Origin of the sequence: Chryseobacterium sp. JV274, assembly GCF_903969135.1 — a bacterium.
Lineage (GTDB): Bacteria > Bacteroidota > Bacteroidia > Flavobacteriales > Weeksellaceae > Chryseobacterium.
The window spans coordinates 114499-133742 of the sequence record NZ_LR824569.1; the positions used below are offsets into that span (position 1 = coordinate 114499).

The 19244-nt window shown below is 35.1% G+C and carries 18 protein-coding genes; 10 read left to right on the plus strand and 8 right to left on the minus strand.

Annotated features, from left to right (window positions below; genetic code table 11):
* The first annotated feature begins 76 nt into the window (after window positions 1-76).
* Window positions 77-2587, plus strand: a complete 2511-nt coding sequence (locus CHRYMOREF3P_RS00540) for a cation-translocating P-type ATPase (protein WP_180563558.1) — start codon at window positions 77-79, stop codon at window positions 2585-2587.
* Between the two features lie 87 nt (window positions 2588-2674).
* Window positions 2675-3232, plus strand: coding sequence for an inorganic diphosphatase (locus tag CHRYMOREF3P_RS00545; RefSeq protein ID WP_180563559.1), 558 nt, complete (start codon window positions 2675-2677; stop codon window positions 3230-3232).
* Between the two features lie 84 nt (window positions 3233-3316).
* Here the strand turns inward: CHRYMOREF3P_RS00545 and CHRYMOREF3P_RS00550 are convergent, their stop codons facing one another.
* The 4 genes from CHRYMOREF3P_RS00550 to CHRYMOREF3P_RS00565 form a co-directional block, all read right to left on the minus strand.
* Window positions 3317-4345: an MlaD family protein gene (locus CHRYMOREF3P_RS00550; RefSeq protein WP_232538923.1), complete on the minus strand. Its 1029-nt coding sequence runs from the start codon at window positions 4343-4345 to the stop codon at window positions 3317-3319.
* Window positions 4346-4386: 41 nt separating this feature from the next.
* Window positions 4387-5166: an ABC transporter ATP-binding protein gene (locus tag CHRYMOREF3P_RS00555; RefSeq protein WP_180563561.1), complete on the minus strand. Its 780-nt coding sequence runs from the start codon at window positions 5164-5166 to the stop codon at window positions 4387-4389.
* A complete protein-coding gene (locus CHRYMOREF3P_RS00560; protein ID WP_180563562.1) occupies window positions 5166-5930 on the minus strand; it encodes an MlaE family ABC transporter permease in 765 nt (254 codons plus the stop codon). The genes CHRYMOREF3P_RS00555 and CHRYMOREF3P_RS00560 overlap by 1 nt, the downstream gene beginning before the upstream one ends.
* 110 nt (window positions 5931-6040) lie before the next feature.
* Window positions 6041-6703 (minus strand): BON domain-containing protein, encoded by a 663-nt coding sequence (locus CHRYMOREF3P_RS00565; protein ID WP_180563563.1) that lies wholly within the window; start codon window positions 6701-6703, stop codon window positions 6041-6043.
* Between the two features lie 165 nt (window positions 6704-6868).
* Here CHRYMOREF3P_RS00565 and CHRYMOREF3P_RS00570 point away from each other — a divergent pair, with 165 nt between their 5' ends.
* Complete coding sequence (locus CHRYMOREF3P_RS00570; protein ID WP_180563564.1) at window positions 6869-7801, plus strand: 1-phosphofructokinase family hexose kinase; 933 nt, start codon at window positions 6869-6871, stop codon at window positions 7799-7801.
* 52 nt (window positions 7802-7853) lie between these two features.
* On the opposite strand, the gene CHRYMOREF3P_RS00575 is transcribed toward CHRYMOREF3P_RS00570, so the two are convergent.
* The 3 genes from CHRYMOREF3P_RS00575 to CHRYMOREF3P_RS00585 all read right to left on the minus strand — a co-directional run bounded on the left by CHRYMOREF3P_RS00575 (window position 7854) and on the right by CHRYMOREF3P_RS00585 (window position 9919).
* Window positions 7854-8330 carry a Dps family protein gene (locus CHRYMOREF3P_RS00575; RefSeq protein ID WP_180563565.1) on the minus strand — a complete coding sequence of 159 codons (477 nt, stop codon included), beginning with the start codon at window positions 8328-8330 and terminating at the stop codon, window positions 7854-7856.
* A gap of 45 nt (window positions 8331-8375) precedes the next feature.
* Window positions 8376-9137, minus strand: a complete 762-nt coding sequence (locus tag CHRYMOREF3P_RS00580; protein WP_180563566.1) for an SDR family NAD(P)-dependent oxidoreductase — start codon at window positions 9135-9137, stop codon at window positions 8376-8378.
* 116 nt (window positions 9138-9253) lie between these two features.
* Window positions 9254-9919: a BON domain-containing protein gene (locus tag CHRYMOREF3P_RS00585; protein ID WP_180563567.1), complete on the minus strand. Its 666-nt coding sequence runs from the start codon at window positions 9917-9919 to the stop codon at window positions 9254-9256.
* Between the two features lie 402 nt (window positions 9920-10321).
* Here CHRYMOREF3P_RS00585 and CHRYMOREF3P_RS00590 point away from each other — a divergent pair, with 402 nt between their 5' ends.
* The 7 genes from CHRYMOREF3P_RS00590 to CHRYMOREF3P_RS00620 all read left to right on the plus strand — a co-directional run bounded on the left by CHRYMOREF3P_RS00590 (window position 10322) and on the right by CHRYMOREF3P_RS00620 (window position 17395).
* Window positions 10322-11692 carry a L,D-transpeptidase family protein gene (locus CHRYMOREF3P_RS00590; protein WP_180563568.1) on the plus strand — a complete coding sequence of 457 codons (1371 nt, stop codon included), beginning with the start codon at window positions 10322-10324 and terminating at the stop codon, window positions 11690-11692.
* Between the two features lie 7 nt (window positions 11693-11699).
* Window positions 11700-12575: a universal stress protein gene (locus tag CHRYMOREF3P_RS00595; protein ID WP_180563569.1), complete on the plus strand. Its 876-nt coding sequence runs from the start codon at window positions 11700-11702 to the stop codon at window positions 12573-12575.
* 131 nt (window positions 12576-12706) lie between these two features.
* Window positions 12707-13894 (plus strand): PAS domain-containing sensor histidine kinase, encoded by a 1188-nt coding sequence (locus tag CHRYMOREF3P_RS00600; RefSeq protein WP_180563570.1) that lies wholly within the window; start codon window positions 12707-12709, stop codon window positions 13892-13894.
* Between the two features lie 24 nt (window positions 13895-13918).
* Window positions 13919-14971 carry a response regulator gene (locus tag CHRYMOREF3P_RS00605; RefSeq protein WP_180563571.1) on the plus strand — a complete coding sequence of 351 codons (1053 nt, stop codon included), beginning with the start codon at window positions 13919-13921 and terminating at the stop codon, window positions 14969-14971.
* A 79-nt stretch (window positions 14972-15050) separates the two neighbouring features.
* Window positions 15051-15431, plus strand: a complete 381-nt coding sequence (locus tag CHRYMOREF3P_RS00610; RefSeq protein WP_232538925.1) for a hypothetical protein — start codon at window positions 15051-15053, stop codon at window positions 15429-15431.
* 66 nt (window positions 15432-15497) lie between these two features.
* Window positions 15498-15917 carry an Hsp20/alpha crystallin family protein gene (locus tag CHRYMOREF3P_RS00615; RefSeq protein ID WP_180563573.1) on the plus strand — a complete coding sequence of 140 codons (420 nt, stop codon included), beginning with the start codon at window positions 15498-15500 and terminating at the stop codon, window positions 15915-15917.
* A 110-nt stretch (window positions 15918-16027) separates the two neighbouring features.
* Window positions 16028-17395 (plus strand): MBL fold metallo-hydrolase RNA specificity domain-containing protein, encoded by a 1368-nt coding sequence (locus tag CHRYMOREF3P_RS00620; RefSeq protein ID WP_180563574.1) that lies wholly within the window; start codon window positions 16028-16030, stop codon window positions 17393-17395.
* 838 nt (window positions 17396-18233) lie between these two features.
* Here the strand turns inward: CHRYMOREF3P_RS00620 and CHRYMOREF3P_RS00625 are convergent.
* Window positions 18234-19175, minus strand: a complete 942-nt coding sequence (locus CHRYMOREF3P_RS00625) for a ketopantoate reductase family protein (protein WP_180563575.1) — start codon at window positions 19173-19175, stop codon at window positions 18234-18236.
* Window positions 19176-19244 lie beyond the last annotated feature (69 nt).

Here is a 19244-nt window from a genome sequence, read left to right on the forward strand (position 1 = left end):
ACCTGATACTGGTCAAGAAGGGAAATTGAATTTGTATATAATAATTGCTTATTTTTAGATAACCTATTTATTTGTTATGTCTTACAATATACCAGAAGGTCTTACAGGTCTTACACATGATGAAGTGGTAGCTTCCCGGCAACGAAATGGATATAATCGTTTGGAGGGGGTCGATAAAAATACATGGTTTGATCTGGTCATTGATATTTTAAAAGAACCTATGCTGATCTTGCTTATCATTATTTCTGTCATTTATGTGATAGTGGGGGATTATGGTGAGGCTGCCTTTATGTTTGTGGCTATTGTTGCGGTAACTGCTATTTCTTTTTATCAGGATAATCGCAGTAAAAAAGCTCTGGAGGAACTTGAGAAACTGAACGAACCTTTAAGTAAGGTCATCAGAAACTCGCAAATAATGGAAATCCCAACCCACGAAATTGTTGTAGGTGATTTATGTGTTACAGAAGAAGGAAAGAATATAAATGCTGATGGAATGATTGTACACAGCAATGATTTCTCTGTGAATGAATCATCTCTTACGGGCGAAAGCTTTTCAGTTTTTAAGGATAGTAAATCCGAGGACAATCTTGTATATAGTGGTACGGTTACCGTTTCAGGTTTGGCGGTTTTCAAAGTTGAAAAAATAGGCTCAGAAACCCGCGTAGGAAAAATTGGGGAATCTATATTGAATATAAAAGAAGAAATATCACCGTTACAGATCCAGATCCGAAAGTTTGTAAAATGGATGGCTGTCATTGGGATCATTATTTTTCTTATGGTTTGTATCTTCAGTTATATTAAAACCAGAGACCTCATAACGAGTCTTCTTAGTGGATTAACCCTGGCAATGTCTGTATTACCTGAGGAAATTCCTGTAGCATTTACAACCTTTATGGCGTTGGGAGCATGGAAGCTTATGCGTCAGGGAATTATTATTAAGCGAAGCAGTATTGTAGAAACTTTAGGAAGTACTACCGTTATATGCACTGATAAAACAGGAACCATTACAGAAAATTCAATGCACTTGAAACATTTGTACGATTACCAATCAGGAAGGATTTATGGAGAAAAAGAATTTAATGTTGAAAATTTGAAAGAACTTATTGATTATGCAATGTGGAGTAGTGAACCTGTACCTTTTGATCCCATGGAAATCTCACTGCATAAAATCTATGAGCAGAACCGAAAGCCTGATCAGAGAAAAGACTATCAGCTGTTTCATGAATATCCGCTGGAGGGTAAACCACCAATGATGACCCATCTTTTTGAAAATGAACACAAAGACCGGATTATTGCAGCAAAAGGAGCTCCGGAAGCAATTTTGAATGTTTCCAGCCTTTCAGAGACAGAAAAAGAAAAAATAAGGGATATTATAAAAACATTTGGACAGCAAGGTTACCGTGTTTTGGGAGTTGCGAAATCACATTTTGAAGGAAATAATTTTCCTCAAAGACAGCAGGATTTTGTATTTGAATTTCTAGGACTGACTGTATTTTATGACCCTCCCAAACAAGGAATTCATAAAGTATTTCAAGAGATTTATGATGCTGGTATTAAGGTAAAGGTTATAACGGGAGATAATGAAGATACAACCAAAGCAATTGCAATACAGGCCGGAATTATCAACATTGCTCCTGCCATAAATGGTAGTGAAATAATGAATAATACTGAAGAAGCATTAATGGAAATCTCGGAAAAGACCACTTTATTTACCAGGATGTTTCCGGATGCGAAACTTGCGATAGTACATGCGCTTAAAAAGAAAGGCGAAGTGGTGGCCATGCTTGGAGACGGTGTTAATGATGGTCCTGCCTTAAAAGCAGCGCATATTGGTGTTGCAATGGGAAGTAAAGGAACCGAAATTGCCAAATCAGTTGCTGCATTGGTCATTACGAATGATGATTTAGAAAAACTGATTGTGGGAATTGCTGCAGGAAGGAGAATTTATAACAATATTAAAAAGGCGGTTCAGTATATTATTTCAATTCATATTCCTATTATACTGACAGTATCTTTACCTCTGTTTTTGGGATGGATATTTCCACACATATTTACGCCGGTTCACGTTATTTTCCTTGAATTAGTAATGGGACCGACTTGTTCTATTGTTTATGAGAATGAGCCCATGGAAAAAAACACAATGAAGCAGCCGCCACGAGCCATCGGAGATACTTTTTTAAGTTTGAGTGAGTTGGGAATCAGCTTTATTCAAGGGGTAGTGATAACCCTCGGAGTTTTATTTGTATATCAGTTTACAGTTCAAAACGGGGGTGATGAAGCTAAGACAAGAGCAATGGTATTCAGTACATTGATCTTTGCCAATATATTACTGAGTTTTGTTAACAGATCATTCTTTTATAGTGTGTTGGAAAGTTTCAGAAACCGTAATCCCTTGCTTATTGGTATTTCTGTCTTAGTTCTGGGATTGCTTTTTGCAATATTATACGTAAAGCCTGTCTCTCTATTCTTTAAGGTAACAGCACTTAATATAAGTGAATTGGGATTCACTGTTTTCATCGCAGCGGTTTCTGTTTTATGGTTTGAGATCTATAAGTATTTAAGAAGAATAAGAAAAGCAAAAGTATAGTGATACTACCAATTCTTAGGAATACTATATTCTTGAAAATTACAGGAATAAATTAAGAATAACGGATAAACAATTAATACTAAAATAATGATAGGAAACCAACATCCGTGGCATGATGTTTCACCAGGAGAGCATCTGCCACAAATAGTTACAGCAGTTATTGAAATCCCTACTGGCAGCCGCACAAAATATGAAATAGACAAACTCTCGGGATTAATAAGATTGGATAGGATTCTTTTATCTTCCATGTATTATCCTGCCAATTACGGGATTATACCACAGACCTATTACAGTGACGGAGATCCGTTAGATATTCTTGTGCTATGTTCGGAAAACCTTGTTCCCCTTACTCTGGTTAATGCAAGGGTAATAGGAATAATGGAGATGACGGACGAAGATAAAAAAGATCATAAAATAATAGCGGTGGCTGAAAATGATTCTTCTATGCTGCACATTCATGATATTGAAGATCTGCCGGCTTATACCATTAATGAGATTCAGAATTTTTTTGAAGAATATAAAAAATTAGAAGAGAAAATAGTACAGGTATTTGGTTTCAAAAATAGGAAAGAAGCTTTCACTTGTATTGAAGAAAGTTTAATGATGTATATCAAAGAAATTAAACCCAAAATAAAAAATATTTAATTGGGTTCTTTTTTGCCTATCTTAATAGTACGTTGGCATTATGTAAGGATAAATGAATTATAATTTTGAATGATTAGGCAGCAATTATCTTTTTTGTTTTTCGTTTTCTTTTCTCTTTTTATTAAAATAACCCCTTAGCAAAAAATTGTTCTTAGCGGCGGCTTCTATTTCTCTCAATTCACCGACACCTTTTTCAATATTAATGATAGTGGAATCTACAGACTTCCCTAATTTAGGATTGTTTGTAAGTTTCGATAATACATTCTCATCATTATTTATTTTCGATGTAAATTGAATAAGATCATCAGAGCTTTTTTCAAGATTGTGCAATGTCTTTTCTATTGAAAGAGCTAAAGAATCGTTGGAAGATAATTGAGAAAATACATTGTTTTTGTCGTTTAGTTTTGTTGTAAACCTACTGATTTCTTGAGAACTGTTCCTCAAATTAGAAATACTGCCTTCAATATTATCTGACCATTTCTTATCGGTAAATATTTTTGATGCAAATCCATTTTTATTATTCATAAGGGAGGTGAATTTTGCCAGTTCTCGGGAGCTTAGTTGCAGGTTTTCTATGGTCTTGTCAATTCTCGAAGCAAAATCTTTATTGGTCATTATTTTTGTCAATAAACTATTCTTGTTATTCATTTTACTGCTGAACTCCACAAGCTCATCAGTAATTGCTTCGGCATTGTCAGTACTTTGTTTTACACTCGAGAGTATATCATCTATCTCGATGGTTTTATAAGAAGTAATGTAGTCATTATCCTTCACTATAGTGTTAGATTGGGGGCCGGGGGTAATAATAAGTATTTTATCACCCATTAATCCGTCAGATGCAATGCTGGCAACTGCATCAGTTTTGATATATTTTTGAACATCCTTTCTTATTAATAGCTTTACCAAAACCAATGAATCTGAAATAAAATTTATTTTGCTGACTGTTCCAATGTTAATTCCGGAAAGGCGGACATTACTGCCTTGCTTTAATCCGCTGACGTTTTTAAACTCAGAACGAAGAACGAAGTTAGAGCCAAACAAATTTCTGTTGACACCAATAAAGTAGATGGTTGCTATGAAAAGAAGGATGCCAGCTGTGACAAAAATTCCCAATTTCCAGTTGTTTGATGACTCGTTGTTCATGATTACTTTATTTATTTCTCAAAAAAAGATTTTACCCAATCATCGGCATTATTTTCTATGTCTTTATAGTTGCCTTCAGCTTTAATGATACCGTCTTTAAGGACGATGACCCTGTCACCGGTATATTTTGCACAGGTTAAATCATGTGTTATGATAATGGATGAGGTATTGTATTTTAGTTTGATATTTCGAATGAGCCCGATAATTTCACGAGCTGTGATAGTATCTAGGCCTCCGGTAGGCTCATCATAAATGATAATTTCCGGTTTAATGATTAATGCTCTTGCCAGCCCGATCCTCTTTCTCATTCCTCCCGAGAGTTCTGCCGGTAATAGGTCAATCGCTTCCTCCAGTCCTACATTTTGTAACGCTTCTTTAACAGCTGTTTCTATTTCCTGCTCATTAAGCATTTTATTATTGTGCTGCAATGTAAAAACTAAATTCTCCCTGACCGTCATTGAATCATATAAGGCCCCATTTTGGAATAAAAAACCAATTTTCATTCGGATCAGGTTAAGCCCTTCATTATCCAATTTTGTTATATCCTTTCCTGATATAAATATTTCTCCTTTATCAACTTTGGTGAGACCTACTAGACATTTAACAGTAACAGACTTCCCCGAGCCTGATTTTCCTAAAATGACCAGATTTTCTCCTCTTTTAACGGTAAAGCTGATACCATTGAGTACCTTATTACTGCCATATGATTTGTAAACATTTTTAAATTCTATCAATGTTTCGCAGTTTTGTAATTCATTGCGCTCAGCTGTAAATTTTCCTCTATTTTCCATTATAATTCAAAAAATAAGTCGGTTATCTGTACTGCAATAAGATCAATGATAAAAATGATCAAAGATGCTGAAACTACGGCTGAATTTGCCGCTTTTCCCACACTTTTAGTTCCCCCCGAAGCATTAAATCCTTCATAACAACCAATAATTCCAATAAAAAATCCGAAAAAGAACGTCTTAATGATAGCTGGTAAAATGTCTTCATATTCTAGCGATTGAAATACATGGGAGAAATAATGTTCAATATTGCTTTCACTATGCATATTGATGCCGACAAAGCCGCCCATAATCCCAATCAGATCGGCATATAATACTAAAATAGGAATCATTAATGTTGTAGCAAGAGTTCTGGTTACCACCAGATACCGATAAGGATTGATCGCTGAAACCTCCATGGCGTCAATTTGTTCTGTGACTTTCATAGAACCCAGTTCTGCTCCAATTCCTGACGAAACTCTTCCTGCACAAATCAAAGCCGTAATGACTGGTGCAATTTCCCTTATTAATGACAGTGAAACCATACCAGGTATCATAGATTCTGCACCGAACCTTGCCATAGCCGGACGTGACTGTATGGTAAGGACTAATCCCATAATAAAAGCCGTTATCGTTACTAAAGGCAACGACTGGTAACCAACAACAAAACATTGTCGTATAAACTCTTTAAACTCAAATCCCGGTTTGAAAATTTCTTTAAAAAATCGCCGGGAGAATAAAGCTATGTTGCCTGCTATGCTAAGGTAATTTTTAAAATAAGTTTTCACGATGTTGCATTTAAAATATTCCAGTGCCTTTTGTTTATGATCTATAGGATTATGCCTATCAACAAAACCGATACCATGCAGTGCGTAAAAAATGGGTATAGGCCTATTATTTATAAATTATACTCATAATCTACCTCTAACTTATTTTTTACATCCTGTATACCAGGGGTTTTCCATGCAATACGACCAGCTTCCTCCTTTTGATGCCAGGTATGTACCGTGCCCGTTAATATGACAGTGGTTCCAGATACTGATACACTGATTTCACTATTATCAATCGAACTTCTGTCAAGTGCCCTCTCAATATCACTCTTTTCAACAGTGTCCCGGATTTCTGGGTTAATGGTGATATTATTGTAAATACCTTTAACGCCGGGAAGATACTTAACGGCATTTTCTGTAATTTCCCTTAAATACTCCCAAGATACTTCACCATCCAGATCCACCCATCCATCTTCTACTTTTACTGTTATTTTTTCTTGTGGAATAAATGAGTTTGCATTAAATGCCGTTATAATTTCACTGGCGATTTCGACATCGGTTTTTGAGCGGGGGTCCGGTAATTTTACTTCAATATCTTCTACCAAAACCCTTACCCCTGTAACATTTTTTGCGGCATGCTCAGCCTGCAGCTTTTTTGCATAACTGTCTACATTACCTGTAAGGGAAACAATTCCGTTATTTACAACAACACCAATTTCTGCTGAATACAGCAAAGGTTCCCATTGAATGGCATCCTGAACATCTTTTTGTAATTCTGCATTTGTTTTCATTTGTTATACGATTTTATACTTCAAAGTTCCGGCAACTTCGCAGAATATAAGATGACTAACATCACAATGAATCATGATGTTAATCAGGATAAATGTTTGGTGGTGTGTATTTTATTATTGAAATTTGGATAGCTATGTACGCGTGAAGCTTAAAAAATAATAAAAATGGACAAAACTATTTTAACAATAACACTGAACCCATCAGTAGACAAAAGCAGCAGTGTTCAAAACATCGTTCCTGAAAAGAAGTTGCGTTGTAATTCCCCTATATATGAACCGGGAGGAGGCGGAGTTAATGTATCCAGAGCCTTAAAAAGATTAGGAGTAGTCTCAGATATTTTTTTTACTTCAGGGGGAAGGACCGGCAGACTGCTTGAAAACTTGCTTAAGGGCGAGGAGCTGAATGTATTCCCTTTTCATATTACTTCAGAAACGCGGGAAAATTTCATTGTTTTGGATCTCTCTACCAACAAACAGTATCGATTTGGATTTCCCGGAGAAGAGCTGACGCTGGAACAGCAAAAAGATATTCTAAGCATTTTGCCTACCATAAATCCCTGTCCGGATTTTGTCGTCATCAGTGGTAGTCTACCAACAAACACAAATCCGAATTTTCTAAGAAGACTTGTTAATATCTATAAGGCAATGGGAACTAAGGTAATTATCGATACTTCAGGAGAAGCTCTGAAAACAGCGGTAGAAGAAGGGGTATTTTTATTAAAACCTAATATTGGAGAACTTGCCTTTTTAGTGGGAAAAGAAAAACTGGAAGAAACTGATATAGATCAAGCTGCCCGGCTTATTATTTCACAGGGTAAAGCTGAGATTGTGGTAGTATCGTTGGGCTCTCAGGGAGCTGTCTTATTTTCAGAAAGTGAAAAAATTAAGATTGCGGCACCGGTTGTCGAAGTGAAAAGCACTGTTGGTGCCGGAGATAGCATGGTTGCAGGAATGGTTTCAGTTTTGGTAAAAGGGGGTAATTGTAAAGAAGCCCTTTCCATGGGAATTGCTTGTGGATCTGCCACTACAATGACCCAAGGAACAGGACTTTTTACTAAGGAAAATGCAAAGCATTTATTTTATGAAATATGGAAATAATTCTTACTCAAAAAAGATATATCACATTTAGAACTAATTTTAGTCTGAGAATTTATTCTATTATATGTGAACGTAAAAGCCAAGCCATTTTCTGATGTATTTCTAATAGGCGCGTTATAAAATGCTCTGTTGCTATATCGTGTAAGTCATCCTTACAACTCATGATATACTCACAAAGTATTAGAATTAGACTCTCATGATCTTGTAACAATTCTGTAATAAAGGCCTGGCCGTTATGCCTTTCCTCAATCTGCTCAGTAAAATGAGTTAATCTTAAATACGATTGTAGCGTTGCCGGTACAACATGACCGAGGGAACGTATTCTTTCTGCGATGCTGTTTATGATATCATCCAATTGTTTGTATTGAGTTTCAAAAAAAACATGTTTGCCATAACAATCAGCTCCTTCAACATTCCAATGGGCATTTTTAGTTTTTGTATACAAAATGTTTTCATCTGCCAATATTTTTATAAGTTGATCAGCGATTGCCTGACGATGATTGTTTGCTATTCCTATCTGTATTTTCATTTTAATTGATTTTACCGTTTTTTATACTGCAGACAATACATATAACTATTCAGCGGACATTCCGCCGTCAATAATCTGAGTTGTCCCTGTAATGAACTTGCTGTCTTCGCTTGCAAGAAATAAAACCAGTTTTGCAATTTCAATAGGTTCCGCATATCGTCCCAGCGGTATCGCTGCCTCAAATTGTTTTCTGATTTCATCACCGTGTCCAGCAGAAGAGCTCTCTTCTATAGAACGCATCATCCTGTTATTTACAGGAGAAGGATGAATTGTATTTACTCTGATTTTTCGCGAAGATGCTTCAAGGGCCGTAGTTCTCATAATGCCAACTACAGCATGTTTGCTTGTTACATAGGCGCTTAATCCTGCAAACCCCAATATTCCAGCCACAGATGAAGTTATAATGATGCTTCCACCATCGTTCATCTGGGGCAAAACATATTTATTACCCAGCCATACACCTTTGACATTGACGGATATGATTTTATCAAAAATATCCTCAGGATAATACTCAATTGGCTTTACAATCCCTTCAATCCCTGCATTGTTGAAAAACACATCTATTTTTCCAAATAATTTTATGGTCTCAGCAACATAGTGTTCAACTTCAGCTGAATTTGAGACATCTGCAACACAATATTTTATATGCTCACTGTTGAGTTCTTGAACAGCATCTTTTAGAGAATTTTCAGAAAGATCTACCAGCATTACTTTTGCTCCCTCTTCTAAAAATATTTTAGCTGTAATTTTTCCTATGCTTCCAGAACCACCGGTTATGATGGTAACTTTATCTTCTAACCTTTTCATAAGTTCAACGGTATTTAATGAATAGATTTTGGTGATTTTTTTGGTAATAATGTATATGAACTGATAATTGACCTGCGGAAAAGTCATCTTCCACAGGTCAAAGATTAAATTCAGGATTAATAAAAATCATATTCATAATTAACTTCCAGTTCATTTTTTACATTCCATATACCCGGAGTTTTCCAGGCAATACGGCCGGCTTCTTCTTTCTGATACAATGAATTTGCAGTTCCCGTTAAAGTTACTGTTGTTCCCAAAACGGATACTTTAATATCATTATCATAAATTGAGCTTCTTTTCAGGGCATCTTGAATGTCTTTTTTTTGTATTGCATCGTCTAATTCTGATTTAATTGTAATCTTATTGATCAAGCCCTTTACACCGGTAAGATATTTTACCACGCTGGCCACCTCTTCCTTTTGGTAATGCCATGGTAATTCCCCTTCTAAGGTTACCCATCCATCTTCCACTTTTACCATTATTTTATCATCAGGAATAGAATAATTAGATCGTAATGCATCCAGTACTTCCTTGGCTATTTCAGCATCTGCCTTTTTCAATGAGCTTGGAAATTTTACTTCAATATTTTCAACTAAAGCCTTAACACCAGCAACTTTTTTAGCAGCATTTTCGGCCTCAGCTTTTTTTGCATAGTTGTCAACTACGCCGGTAAGGGAAATCACACCGTCTTTTGCAATAACTCCAATTTCTGCTGCATGCAGTAATGGTTCCCATTTAATGGCATTTTGAACATCTCTTTGTAATTTTGCATTTGTTTTCATTTCAATTTTTTTTTTTGATTAATAAATGTTTAAAGTTTGTTAATTGGAAGAATTTTATAATTGTATCAAATTCTTATATTATTTTTTACTTAAAAGATTTTCTATTGTCTTATCACATGGTTTTCTTCAGATTCATGGTTATGCTTTATGTTAATTCATCCCAAAGGTCAGTAACCTGCATGAGAAATAATATGACACGTATCACTGCGAAAAATGATGCTGATCAGTTCAACAATTCAATCTTTTAAGCGCATAAAATCTTAAATCGAATTTCTTATAATAAGCGTTTGGAGAGCTTTGATAAAAAATAGATTAAAGTATAGTGATATCATTTTTTTTAGTGATGGCAGTCATTATTTGATAGTGTGGTAATTTGGAAATTTGTGGTATAAACTTCATATTATGAAAGCCTTTTTAACATTCACAATTATTTTTTGCTTTGCAATAATTACGCAAGCTCAGGATATAAAAACAGGGCAGGAGATTTCTTCTTTACTAAAAGACAATGGTACGCTCTCAAAACTGCATTATCCTCAATCGGTTGTTAGGTTTTATGCCGGAATTAATTCTGAATATGCGTGGATTACCGCAGAAAAATCAGATCAGCCTGAAACTGCAATGTTACTCTTGGAGTATTCTTATCGATTTGGTCTGTCTTTGTCTGATTATCATTGGGATGCCATTTCTCTTCAGAAATTAAGAAAGTTGCGGGATACTCCAGTCGAAGAGAATCAAAGGGAGAAAGCTGAGTTCGATATTCTGATGACGGATGCTCTTATCACTTTCATCAATAATATGCATTTAGGAAAATACAACCCTTTGTACAAATCATCATACATTGATTCCAATGATATTAATGGTTTTCGATCCGACGATATACTGCAGAATGCAAGACAGCAGACAGATTTTCTTAAGACAATCCTTGGAGTTCAGCCTAAAATAAAAGAATATACGGACTTCCAGAACTATTTAAATACACTGTATGAAGAAGATGACTGTATAGCTCCGGAAAGTGAATCTGAAAAAATAATGATCAATATGGAGCGCCTACGATGGATTGATACGAATGATACTTCCTATATTCTGGTAAATATTCCTTCCTATACATTGAAACTTTATCATGGGGGTAATGTGTTTGATTTTAAAGTGATTATAGGAAAGCCAGCCACTAAAACACCAGTTTTGAGGAGCAGTATTAATTATTTTACAACAGCGCCTGACTGGAAGGTTCCTCAAAGTATTTTCATAAAAGAAATGCTGCCTAAAATCTTAAAAAGCCCTCAATATTTAGAGGACCATCATTATTCAGTTTATGATAAAAATGGAAATCAAGTTGAAATAAGTTCATCAAAGCTAAAAGAGATCCGTCAAAACCCTTCCCGATATAGTGTAAGACAGTCATCCGGTTGTGATAATGCATTGGGAGCGGTGGTTTTTAGATTTGAAAACTCTTATGGAATATACCTCCATGATACTTCTCAGAAACAATTATTCAATAAAGATGATAGAGCTTTGAGTCACGGGTGCATTCGTGTTGAAAATGCTAAAGAGCTCGCAGCTCTCCTATTAAAAGATGATGGCTCAGGAAGCAAGATTCCTGTTTTAGAAAGTGCAATGTCCGAGTATAAAAGAAAAGATTTTGTTCTAAAGCAGCCTGTTCCGATTATTATAACCTATCTGACCTGTCTTATAATAGATGGAAAGCCTGTATTATATAAAGATATTTACCATTTAGATGATTCATTAGAAAATATGTTTAACCAAAATAAATAATCAGATTATGAGAACGATTTTAGTCGCTACAGACTATTCAAAGCCAGCGCGAAATGCTGCCTTTTATGCTCTGCATTTAGCCAATGCCCTGAAGGCCAACATCGATTTATGCCATGCCTTTGGGTTACCGATTGTAAGTCCAATGCTTGGGCAGACCGCGTGGTCTGTATATGAATATCCAGATTTATATGAAGAAAATACAAAAGAGCTTAAAAAGTTGGCAAAGGTATTGGAAGACAGAGAAAAAGTTGTATGGGGAGATGAAGCTTTCCCATTTCATCCTTCAATACATTATGGAAGTGAAGGAGGCGATGCAGTTCATGTGATTAATAATATGGCAGCCGAGAAAAAACCGCTTCTTATCGTCATGGGTATGCAAGGAGCAGGGATGCTTACCCGTTTTGTTTTCGGAAGCAACAGTATACAGATGATTGAAAACACAAAGTATCCGCTTCTTTTAGTTCCCTTAAAACATAAATATAATGGGCTTAAGAAGATTGCTTTCGCTACAGATCTGAATAAAAAAGACATAAAAATAGCCCAATTATTAATTGAATTTGCCAAATACTTTGATGCTGAGCTTTTAATTACCCATATTATTCAGAGTGATAATGATGTGATCCAGGATGTTGATTATGAACATAAGAAAGAGACATTTCTAAAGGACCTGAATGGTAAAATTTGCTATAACTGTATATATAGTGAAAATATAGATTATGGTTTGGACATATTAAAATACAAAGACATCGATATGTTAGTGATGGGCCATCATGACAAAAGTTTTTTCAAAAGACTATTTTTGGGAAGCCATGCCGCAAGACAGGCTGTAGAATTGGAAATTCCACTATTAACGATTCCTGAAAATGGTCATGTTCATTTTTGAATATTTGAATTAATTAGTAAATATGGTTGTTAATAATAAAGATTATATTGAATACATAAACATTTTCATAGATCATACATGTTCATTATGCTAAAATATATAACTTTATATGGCTGCATAAAACGATAACTATGGAAAGTGCCAAACTGTTACAAGCCATTATTGAAACGGCGATTGACGGTATTATAACCATTGATGACAGGGGGAGAATAGAAAGCCTGAATCCTTCTGCACTAAAAATATTTGGCTACAAAGAACAAGAATTAATCGGGAAAAATATCTCAGTCTTAATGCCGGAACCAGACAGGAGCCGGCATGATGGTTATCTACTCAATTATCAGACTACCGGCGAAAAAAAAATCATCGGAAAAGGAAGAGAAGTAAAGGGTTTAAGAAAAGATGGTACACAATTTCCATTCAGGCTTGCAGTGAGTGAAGTTCAATTTCAGGAAAGAATTATTTACACAGGATTTATCCATGATCTTTCCAAAGAAAAAGAAGCGGAAGAATTTCTTAAAAATTATACGTTGGAGCTGGAAGAACTAGTCGAAAACCGTACAAAATCGCTGAAAAAAATGCTTCATGAGCTGGAAGAGGCGAAGGAAGAAGCTAATGTATCCTTGGAAAAAGAAAAAGAACTGAACCGTATGAAAAGCCGTTTCGTATCAATGGCATCTCATGAATTTCGCACACCTTTAAGCTCTATGCAGCTGTCTGTTATTTTGATAGAGAAATACCTTCAGGTTTCGGACAGTCTTCAGATTGTAAAGCACCTTCATAAAATAAAGACCGCTATTGGGAGTTTGAACGGCATTCTCAATGATTTTCTTTCATTGGAAAAGCTGGAAGCAGGGATGGTACATCCCAATCACTGTCTATTTGATGTCATCAGGTTTTCAGAAGAACTAACGGAAGAAATGCAGCTTATCACGAAAGAAGATCAAATTATAATTTACCAGCACACAGGATCAGAAAGTGAAATCAATTTAGATCAAAATTTATTGAAGAATTGTCTGATGAACCTGATGAGTAATGCTATAAAATATTCCGGAGAACACACCCTGATTGAGTTTTCCACAGAAATAAAAGAAAATCAATATGTATTTTCGGTAAAGGACAATGGAATAGGAATACCTGAAGATGATCATTCTGCTCTTTTCCAGCCATTTTTCCGCGCTCATAATACAGGAAACATACCCGGAACGGGCTTAGGTCTCAATATTGTACAGCGCTATGTCAGTCTTATGGATGGAAAGATATATTTCGAAAGCACATTCGGTAAAGGAACTGAGTTTACTTTATCATTTCCTAAAAATTGATAATAATATTCCAATTAAGTTGAGATGGAAAAAATACAGATACTGATTATAGAGGATAATGAGGACATTCGTGAAAGTACTTCTGAGATCCTTGAACTTGCCAATTATCAAGTATACCAAGCTTCTAATGGTAAACAGGGCATAGATCTGGCCATAAAACATATTCCGGATATCATACTCTGTGATATCATGATGCCGGAGCTTGACGGCTATGGTGTGCTGCACCTTCTGAATAAAAGAGAAGATACTGCACTTATTCCTTTTATTTTTATAACGGCAAAAGCAGACAGGATTGAAATAAGGAAAGGCATAGAAATGGGGGCGGATGATTATCTTACAAAACCTTATGATGATATAGAACTTCTGAATGCCATTGAATGCCGTCTGAAAAAAAGGGAACGACAGAGAAATATTTACAGTTCCAATCTTACTCAAATTACCAATTTATTTCAGGCATCACACGGACTTGAAGAATTGCAAAAAGCTTTTAATGAAAGGAAAATTAAGTCTTACAAAAAAAAGCAGGTGATATATTATGAAGGAGATGCGGCAAGTACAGTGTATTTAATGATATCAGGTTCTGTAAAAACAACAAAAATGACAGAAGATGGAAAGGAATTTATGACTGGTGTATATGGAGCCGAAGATTATTTTGGCATTACCTCATTATTTGCCGGAAAGGAATACAAAGAAACTGCGGAAGTTCTGGAAGAAGCCACTCTATGCTCAGTTCCCAGAGAGGTTATCGACCAATTGTTTTACAAATATCCTGATGTAGCAGAAAAATTTATTAAAATTCTTGCCGGAAATGTTATCAGTCATGAGGAGCAGCTATTACAGCTTGCCTATTTTTCAGTAAGAAAAAGAATGGCAGAAGTCTTACTTAAACTTCACACAAAACATCCTCAGACTGAAAATTTTGAAATTTCAAGAGAAAACCTTGCTTCTATGGCAGGAATGGCTATTGAAACAGTAAGCAGAATTCTCAGTGATTTTAAAGAGGAAAATTTAATAGACAGAAATGCTGGCAGGATTACAATACTGGACGTTTCACGTCTTCAAAAATTGAAAAACTAATATCTGTCACTTTTTATAATGATTTCATACATTGAATAGTTCTGTTGGGTTCTATACATTTGATTATTCAAAAGACATTATGAAAGTGATAGTTTATAATATAAATCAGGAAGAAAAGGAACTACTTGCGCTGGCTAATCGTAAGATACACAAGATTACCATCATAACAGATCCTTTGGATGAAAATACAGTTCATTTTGCAGAGGCAAAAGATGCTGTCATTATCATCAATCAGGAAAATCAACTTTCACATAGTTTTATCCTGAAACTTATTTCATTGGGAATACCATACCTCATTTTAAAATCACTGGAAGAGTTTTTTATTGATTTACCAATTATTAAAAATTCCGCAATACAATACAAAATTATTAAATGCTCAGATCCGAAAGTGGCCGCTTCCTTAATTATTGAAACCTTAGATAATTGGGGAAATAGTGACCAGGATCATTTGAAACCCTAACTGAAATCATGGTCGGAATGCTGTTCCCATAATACCTTTGGAGTATTAATCTAAAATAATTTTATTATGAAAACTTTAGAAAAAACCACTCAATCTCCAATGGCTCGTGTAATAGAAGATTTCTGGAATAAGGACGGATTTTTAGATGAATCAATGAAAATGGAACCTACCATTAATATCATTGACAGAAATGGTGTCTATAAAGTCAGAGTATCAGCTCCGGGCTTTAAGAAAAAAGATTTTAAGGTAGCAGTGGAAGACGGATCGCTAATTATCAGCGCTGAAAAGAGGATAGAGAAAAAAGAAGAAAAGGAAAATTTTGTAAGAAAAGAGTTTTCTGCTTCCTCATTTTCCCGCAGTTTCCGTCTCCCGGAAAACATCACCTTGGGACATATAAAAGCCAATTATAAAAACGGGCTGTTAAATATTACGATCAGTAAAACTAATCTGGATAAAAGGGAAGTAAAAGAGATTAAAATACGTTGATTTTTTTCACTATTAATTCATAAAGCCTGTTATTCATTTGAAAATTTACTCCTTTATCGTTTGATCAAAATTATTTTCAGATGAGCAGCAGGTTTAATAAAAATAAAGAGATGAATACTATGATTATAAAATCCCTTGGAGGAGCGGGGACCGTTACCGGATCCAAGCACTTACTAAAAACCTCGGAGCTTACCATATTAATTGATTGTGGGTTATTTCAAGGGGTAAAAGCACTTCGTGAACAAAACTGGGAATCTTTAAGTATTGATTTAGCAGAAATCGATCTTGTTATTCTTACCCACGCCCATCTGGATCATTGCGGATATATTCCCCTTCTTGTAAAAAATGGGTTTAAAGGTAAAATTTATATGACTGAACCTACGAGGGAACTGACCAAATTAATCTTACTTGACAGTGCAAAATTACAGGAAGAGGATGCAGAAAAAGCGAACTATCATCATTATACAAAACATAACCCTGCCAAACCCTTATACACGATAAATGATACTGAAAAATCTTTTAAACAATTTTTTACTGTTAAAGAAAATACCAGCATACAGTTAAGTGATCACATACAATGCAGATTCAAGTCCTGTGGTCATATCATTGGAGCTTGTTCAGTAGAAATTGTATACTTTGATAAAACCATTATTTTTTCAGGAGATATAGGGCGTAGCCACAGTGCTATTCTCGCTCCACCTGATTTTTTTACTAAAGCTGATTTTTTAGTGATGGAATCAACTTACGGAGACAGGCTTCATGACAGTACTGATTTGTATGATAGTTTGGCGCATTGGATCAACCATACTGTTAAAAACCATGGCAATGTAATTATTCCAAGTTTTGCTGTTGGCAGAGCGCAGGAGCTTATTTATATACTTTATCGGCTTAAGGAACAAAACAGAATACCTCATAACCTTCCAATAATAATGGATAGCCCTATGGCAGCTTCAGCTACTGATATTATGGTTGAATATGCTGAATATACTACTATAAATAAAGAAAAATGGCAGGAAATTATTGAGCATGTCAATATTAATAGAGAATATGCAAATACTGCGGAAATTATTCAGGATAAGCAAAGTAAAATAATTATTGCAGGAAGTGGTATGTTGACGGGAGGACGTGTGCTTGAATATTTAAAGCATGATATAGGAAATAGCCGGAATACAGTGTTGATTGTTGGATTTCAGGCAGAAGGTACTCGCGGAAGAGCATTGCTTAACGAATCTCATGAGTTAAAAATTCACGGAAAATATTATCCGGTAAAAGCAAAAATAGTAGAATTAACAGGGTTATCCGCCCATGCTGATCAATCTGAACTGATAGAATGGATAAGAAAATATAATAATCCTCCCCGACAAATCATGCTGGTACATGGTGAACCCTCTGCATTGGAGGCATTACGGGTTAAAATTCAGACAGATTTAAAAATACCTGTTAAAATTTTAATAAAAGATATGGAAGTGGTTTGCTAAGATAGGGACGATATCGTTAATTGATTTAAAAATAAGTGAAATAAAGTGCAGATGTATGAAAAAGATAACCATTGTTAACAGATTTAGTGGCAACCGGATTATCAAAATCAGTGTTGATATTGTAATACTGAAAGTCCAATGTTGCTCCCAATATCCATCACTGCTTACGGAGAAAGTTATAATTAGTACTGGCCTTAATTTGACTAAAACTGGCTAGTTGCTATTAGGAAGAATTTCGCTAGGGTATAATTGGTTGTTAATGCAGTTGCGAATTCTACGTTAAAAGACCTTGCAAGGGCAAATTTACTTGAGGCATAAGCAATAGTTTTCTGATGAATACTGTATAATAATATACTAAGCAGAGGAAAACCATTTTATTTTTGAATACATATTAACGGATGTTTGGGTCATAAATACCTGCTTTATAGAATCGCCCGTTCTTTTTTTAATATCCTCTATTTTATTTTGGCCCCTCGCAACATTCGTAATTGTTAATAACAACAGAATTGTGCTGTATATGAGCAGTTTTTTTTTCATAGTAATGATGAAGTGTTATCCTTTTTTATTATTTTTCTCCTGTGTCCAGCTATTGGTGTTTTAAACTTTTTATTCTAAAGGCTCACATTCATAACCTTAAGTCTAAAGAAGTACGGTTATGTCAATAGCGGATATAGATTCTCTCTAATATATAGTATCCAGCCGCAATCGTTTAGGTCAAAATTTAGGCGAAGTCTTGGATATAAACTGGTATCAATTTCTGTAGATGATTCCTGTCTTCTACATTTTGAATGTTAGTTTTAGATAAAATTACATTTTGCATTTTCATTTCAGTAGCTATTTATTGGTATAGGTGTTTGTTAGCTTCAAACCTTGGTAGCTTGATATTTAATTCGTTTGCAGTTTTTAATACATCACGGCAGTATGATTTTAATTCTTCAGAATTGGAGTGCGCTGTAAAGATTTGTTTGATGGCGGGAAAGAATTTCAATACTATGCTCATCGCACAGCTTAATAAAAATGGCGGTAAGAGAAATATTTTTAGCTCTGGATTAATTTTTAGGTTTACATTACGTGCTTTGAGTATCGGTTGCAATTCTTTGTAATTTAATATTACGTTTTTCCAATACCGTGATGTTATCATCTCACTTGGTGAAGCAATGCCATCTCTGGATTTTAAATTTTCGGGATGTAATGCTGCATTAAACACGAAGTGAGTAAATAGGTAAGAACGAAAATCATTGTAGATGATAGGTTTGAAACCTGCCGTTTTAAAATCGTCAATTATACGAACAGTACGATCCGATAGTTCTATGCCAAAGGTTCCGATAATGAAGTTATCAAATAAAGTTCCTTTCAGTATACCGTTCTGATCGAAACCACCACCTGCTCTTGGGAAACCCCATACAATCTGTTCCTTAGGTAGTTTTGCAACCATAGGTTCCGGTTCATTCCAAAAATTGTTAAACAATAGTACGGTCGCATTTCCAACTTTATCTGTTATAATCTCCATAGCACTTGATAATTGATAGTGCTGTACACTAATCACAATCAGATCATAATTATGATTAACCTCAAGTTCTTCGGTCATCTTGACTTTCCAAGTCTCAATTACAGGCTTGAATATTGATTTGCGCGCATCATATATATTTAAGCTTACTGTATCCCCATATTTGGCCATCCGTCCATTCCTTACGTAAAAAGTTACATCATGGCTCGCTTTTTCAAGTGCCCAACCATATTGTGTATTAATAACTCCTCGTCCAAACATTAATATTTTCATAGTACGACAATTTTTTTATTTGATAAAAGTATACTATATTTACTTCTTAAAGAATAGTAGTATACTAAA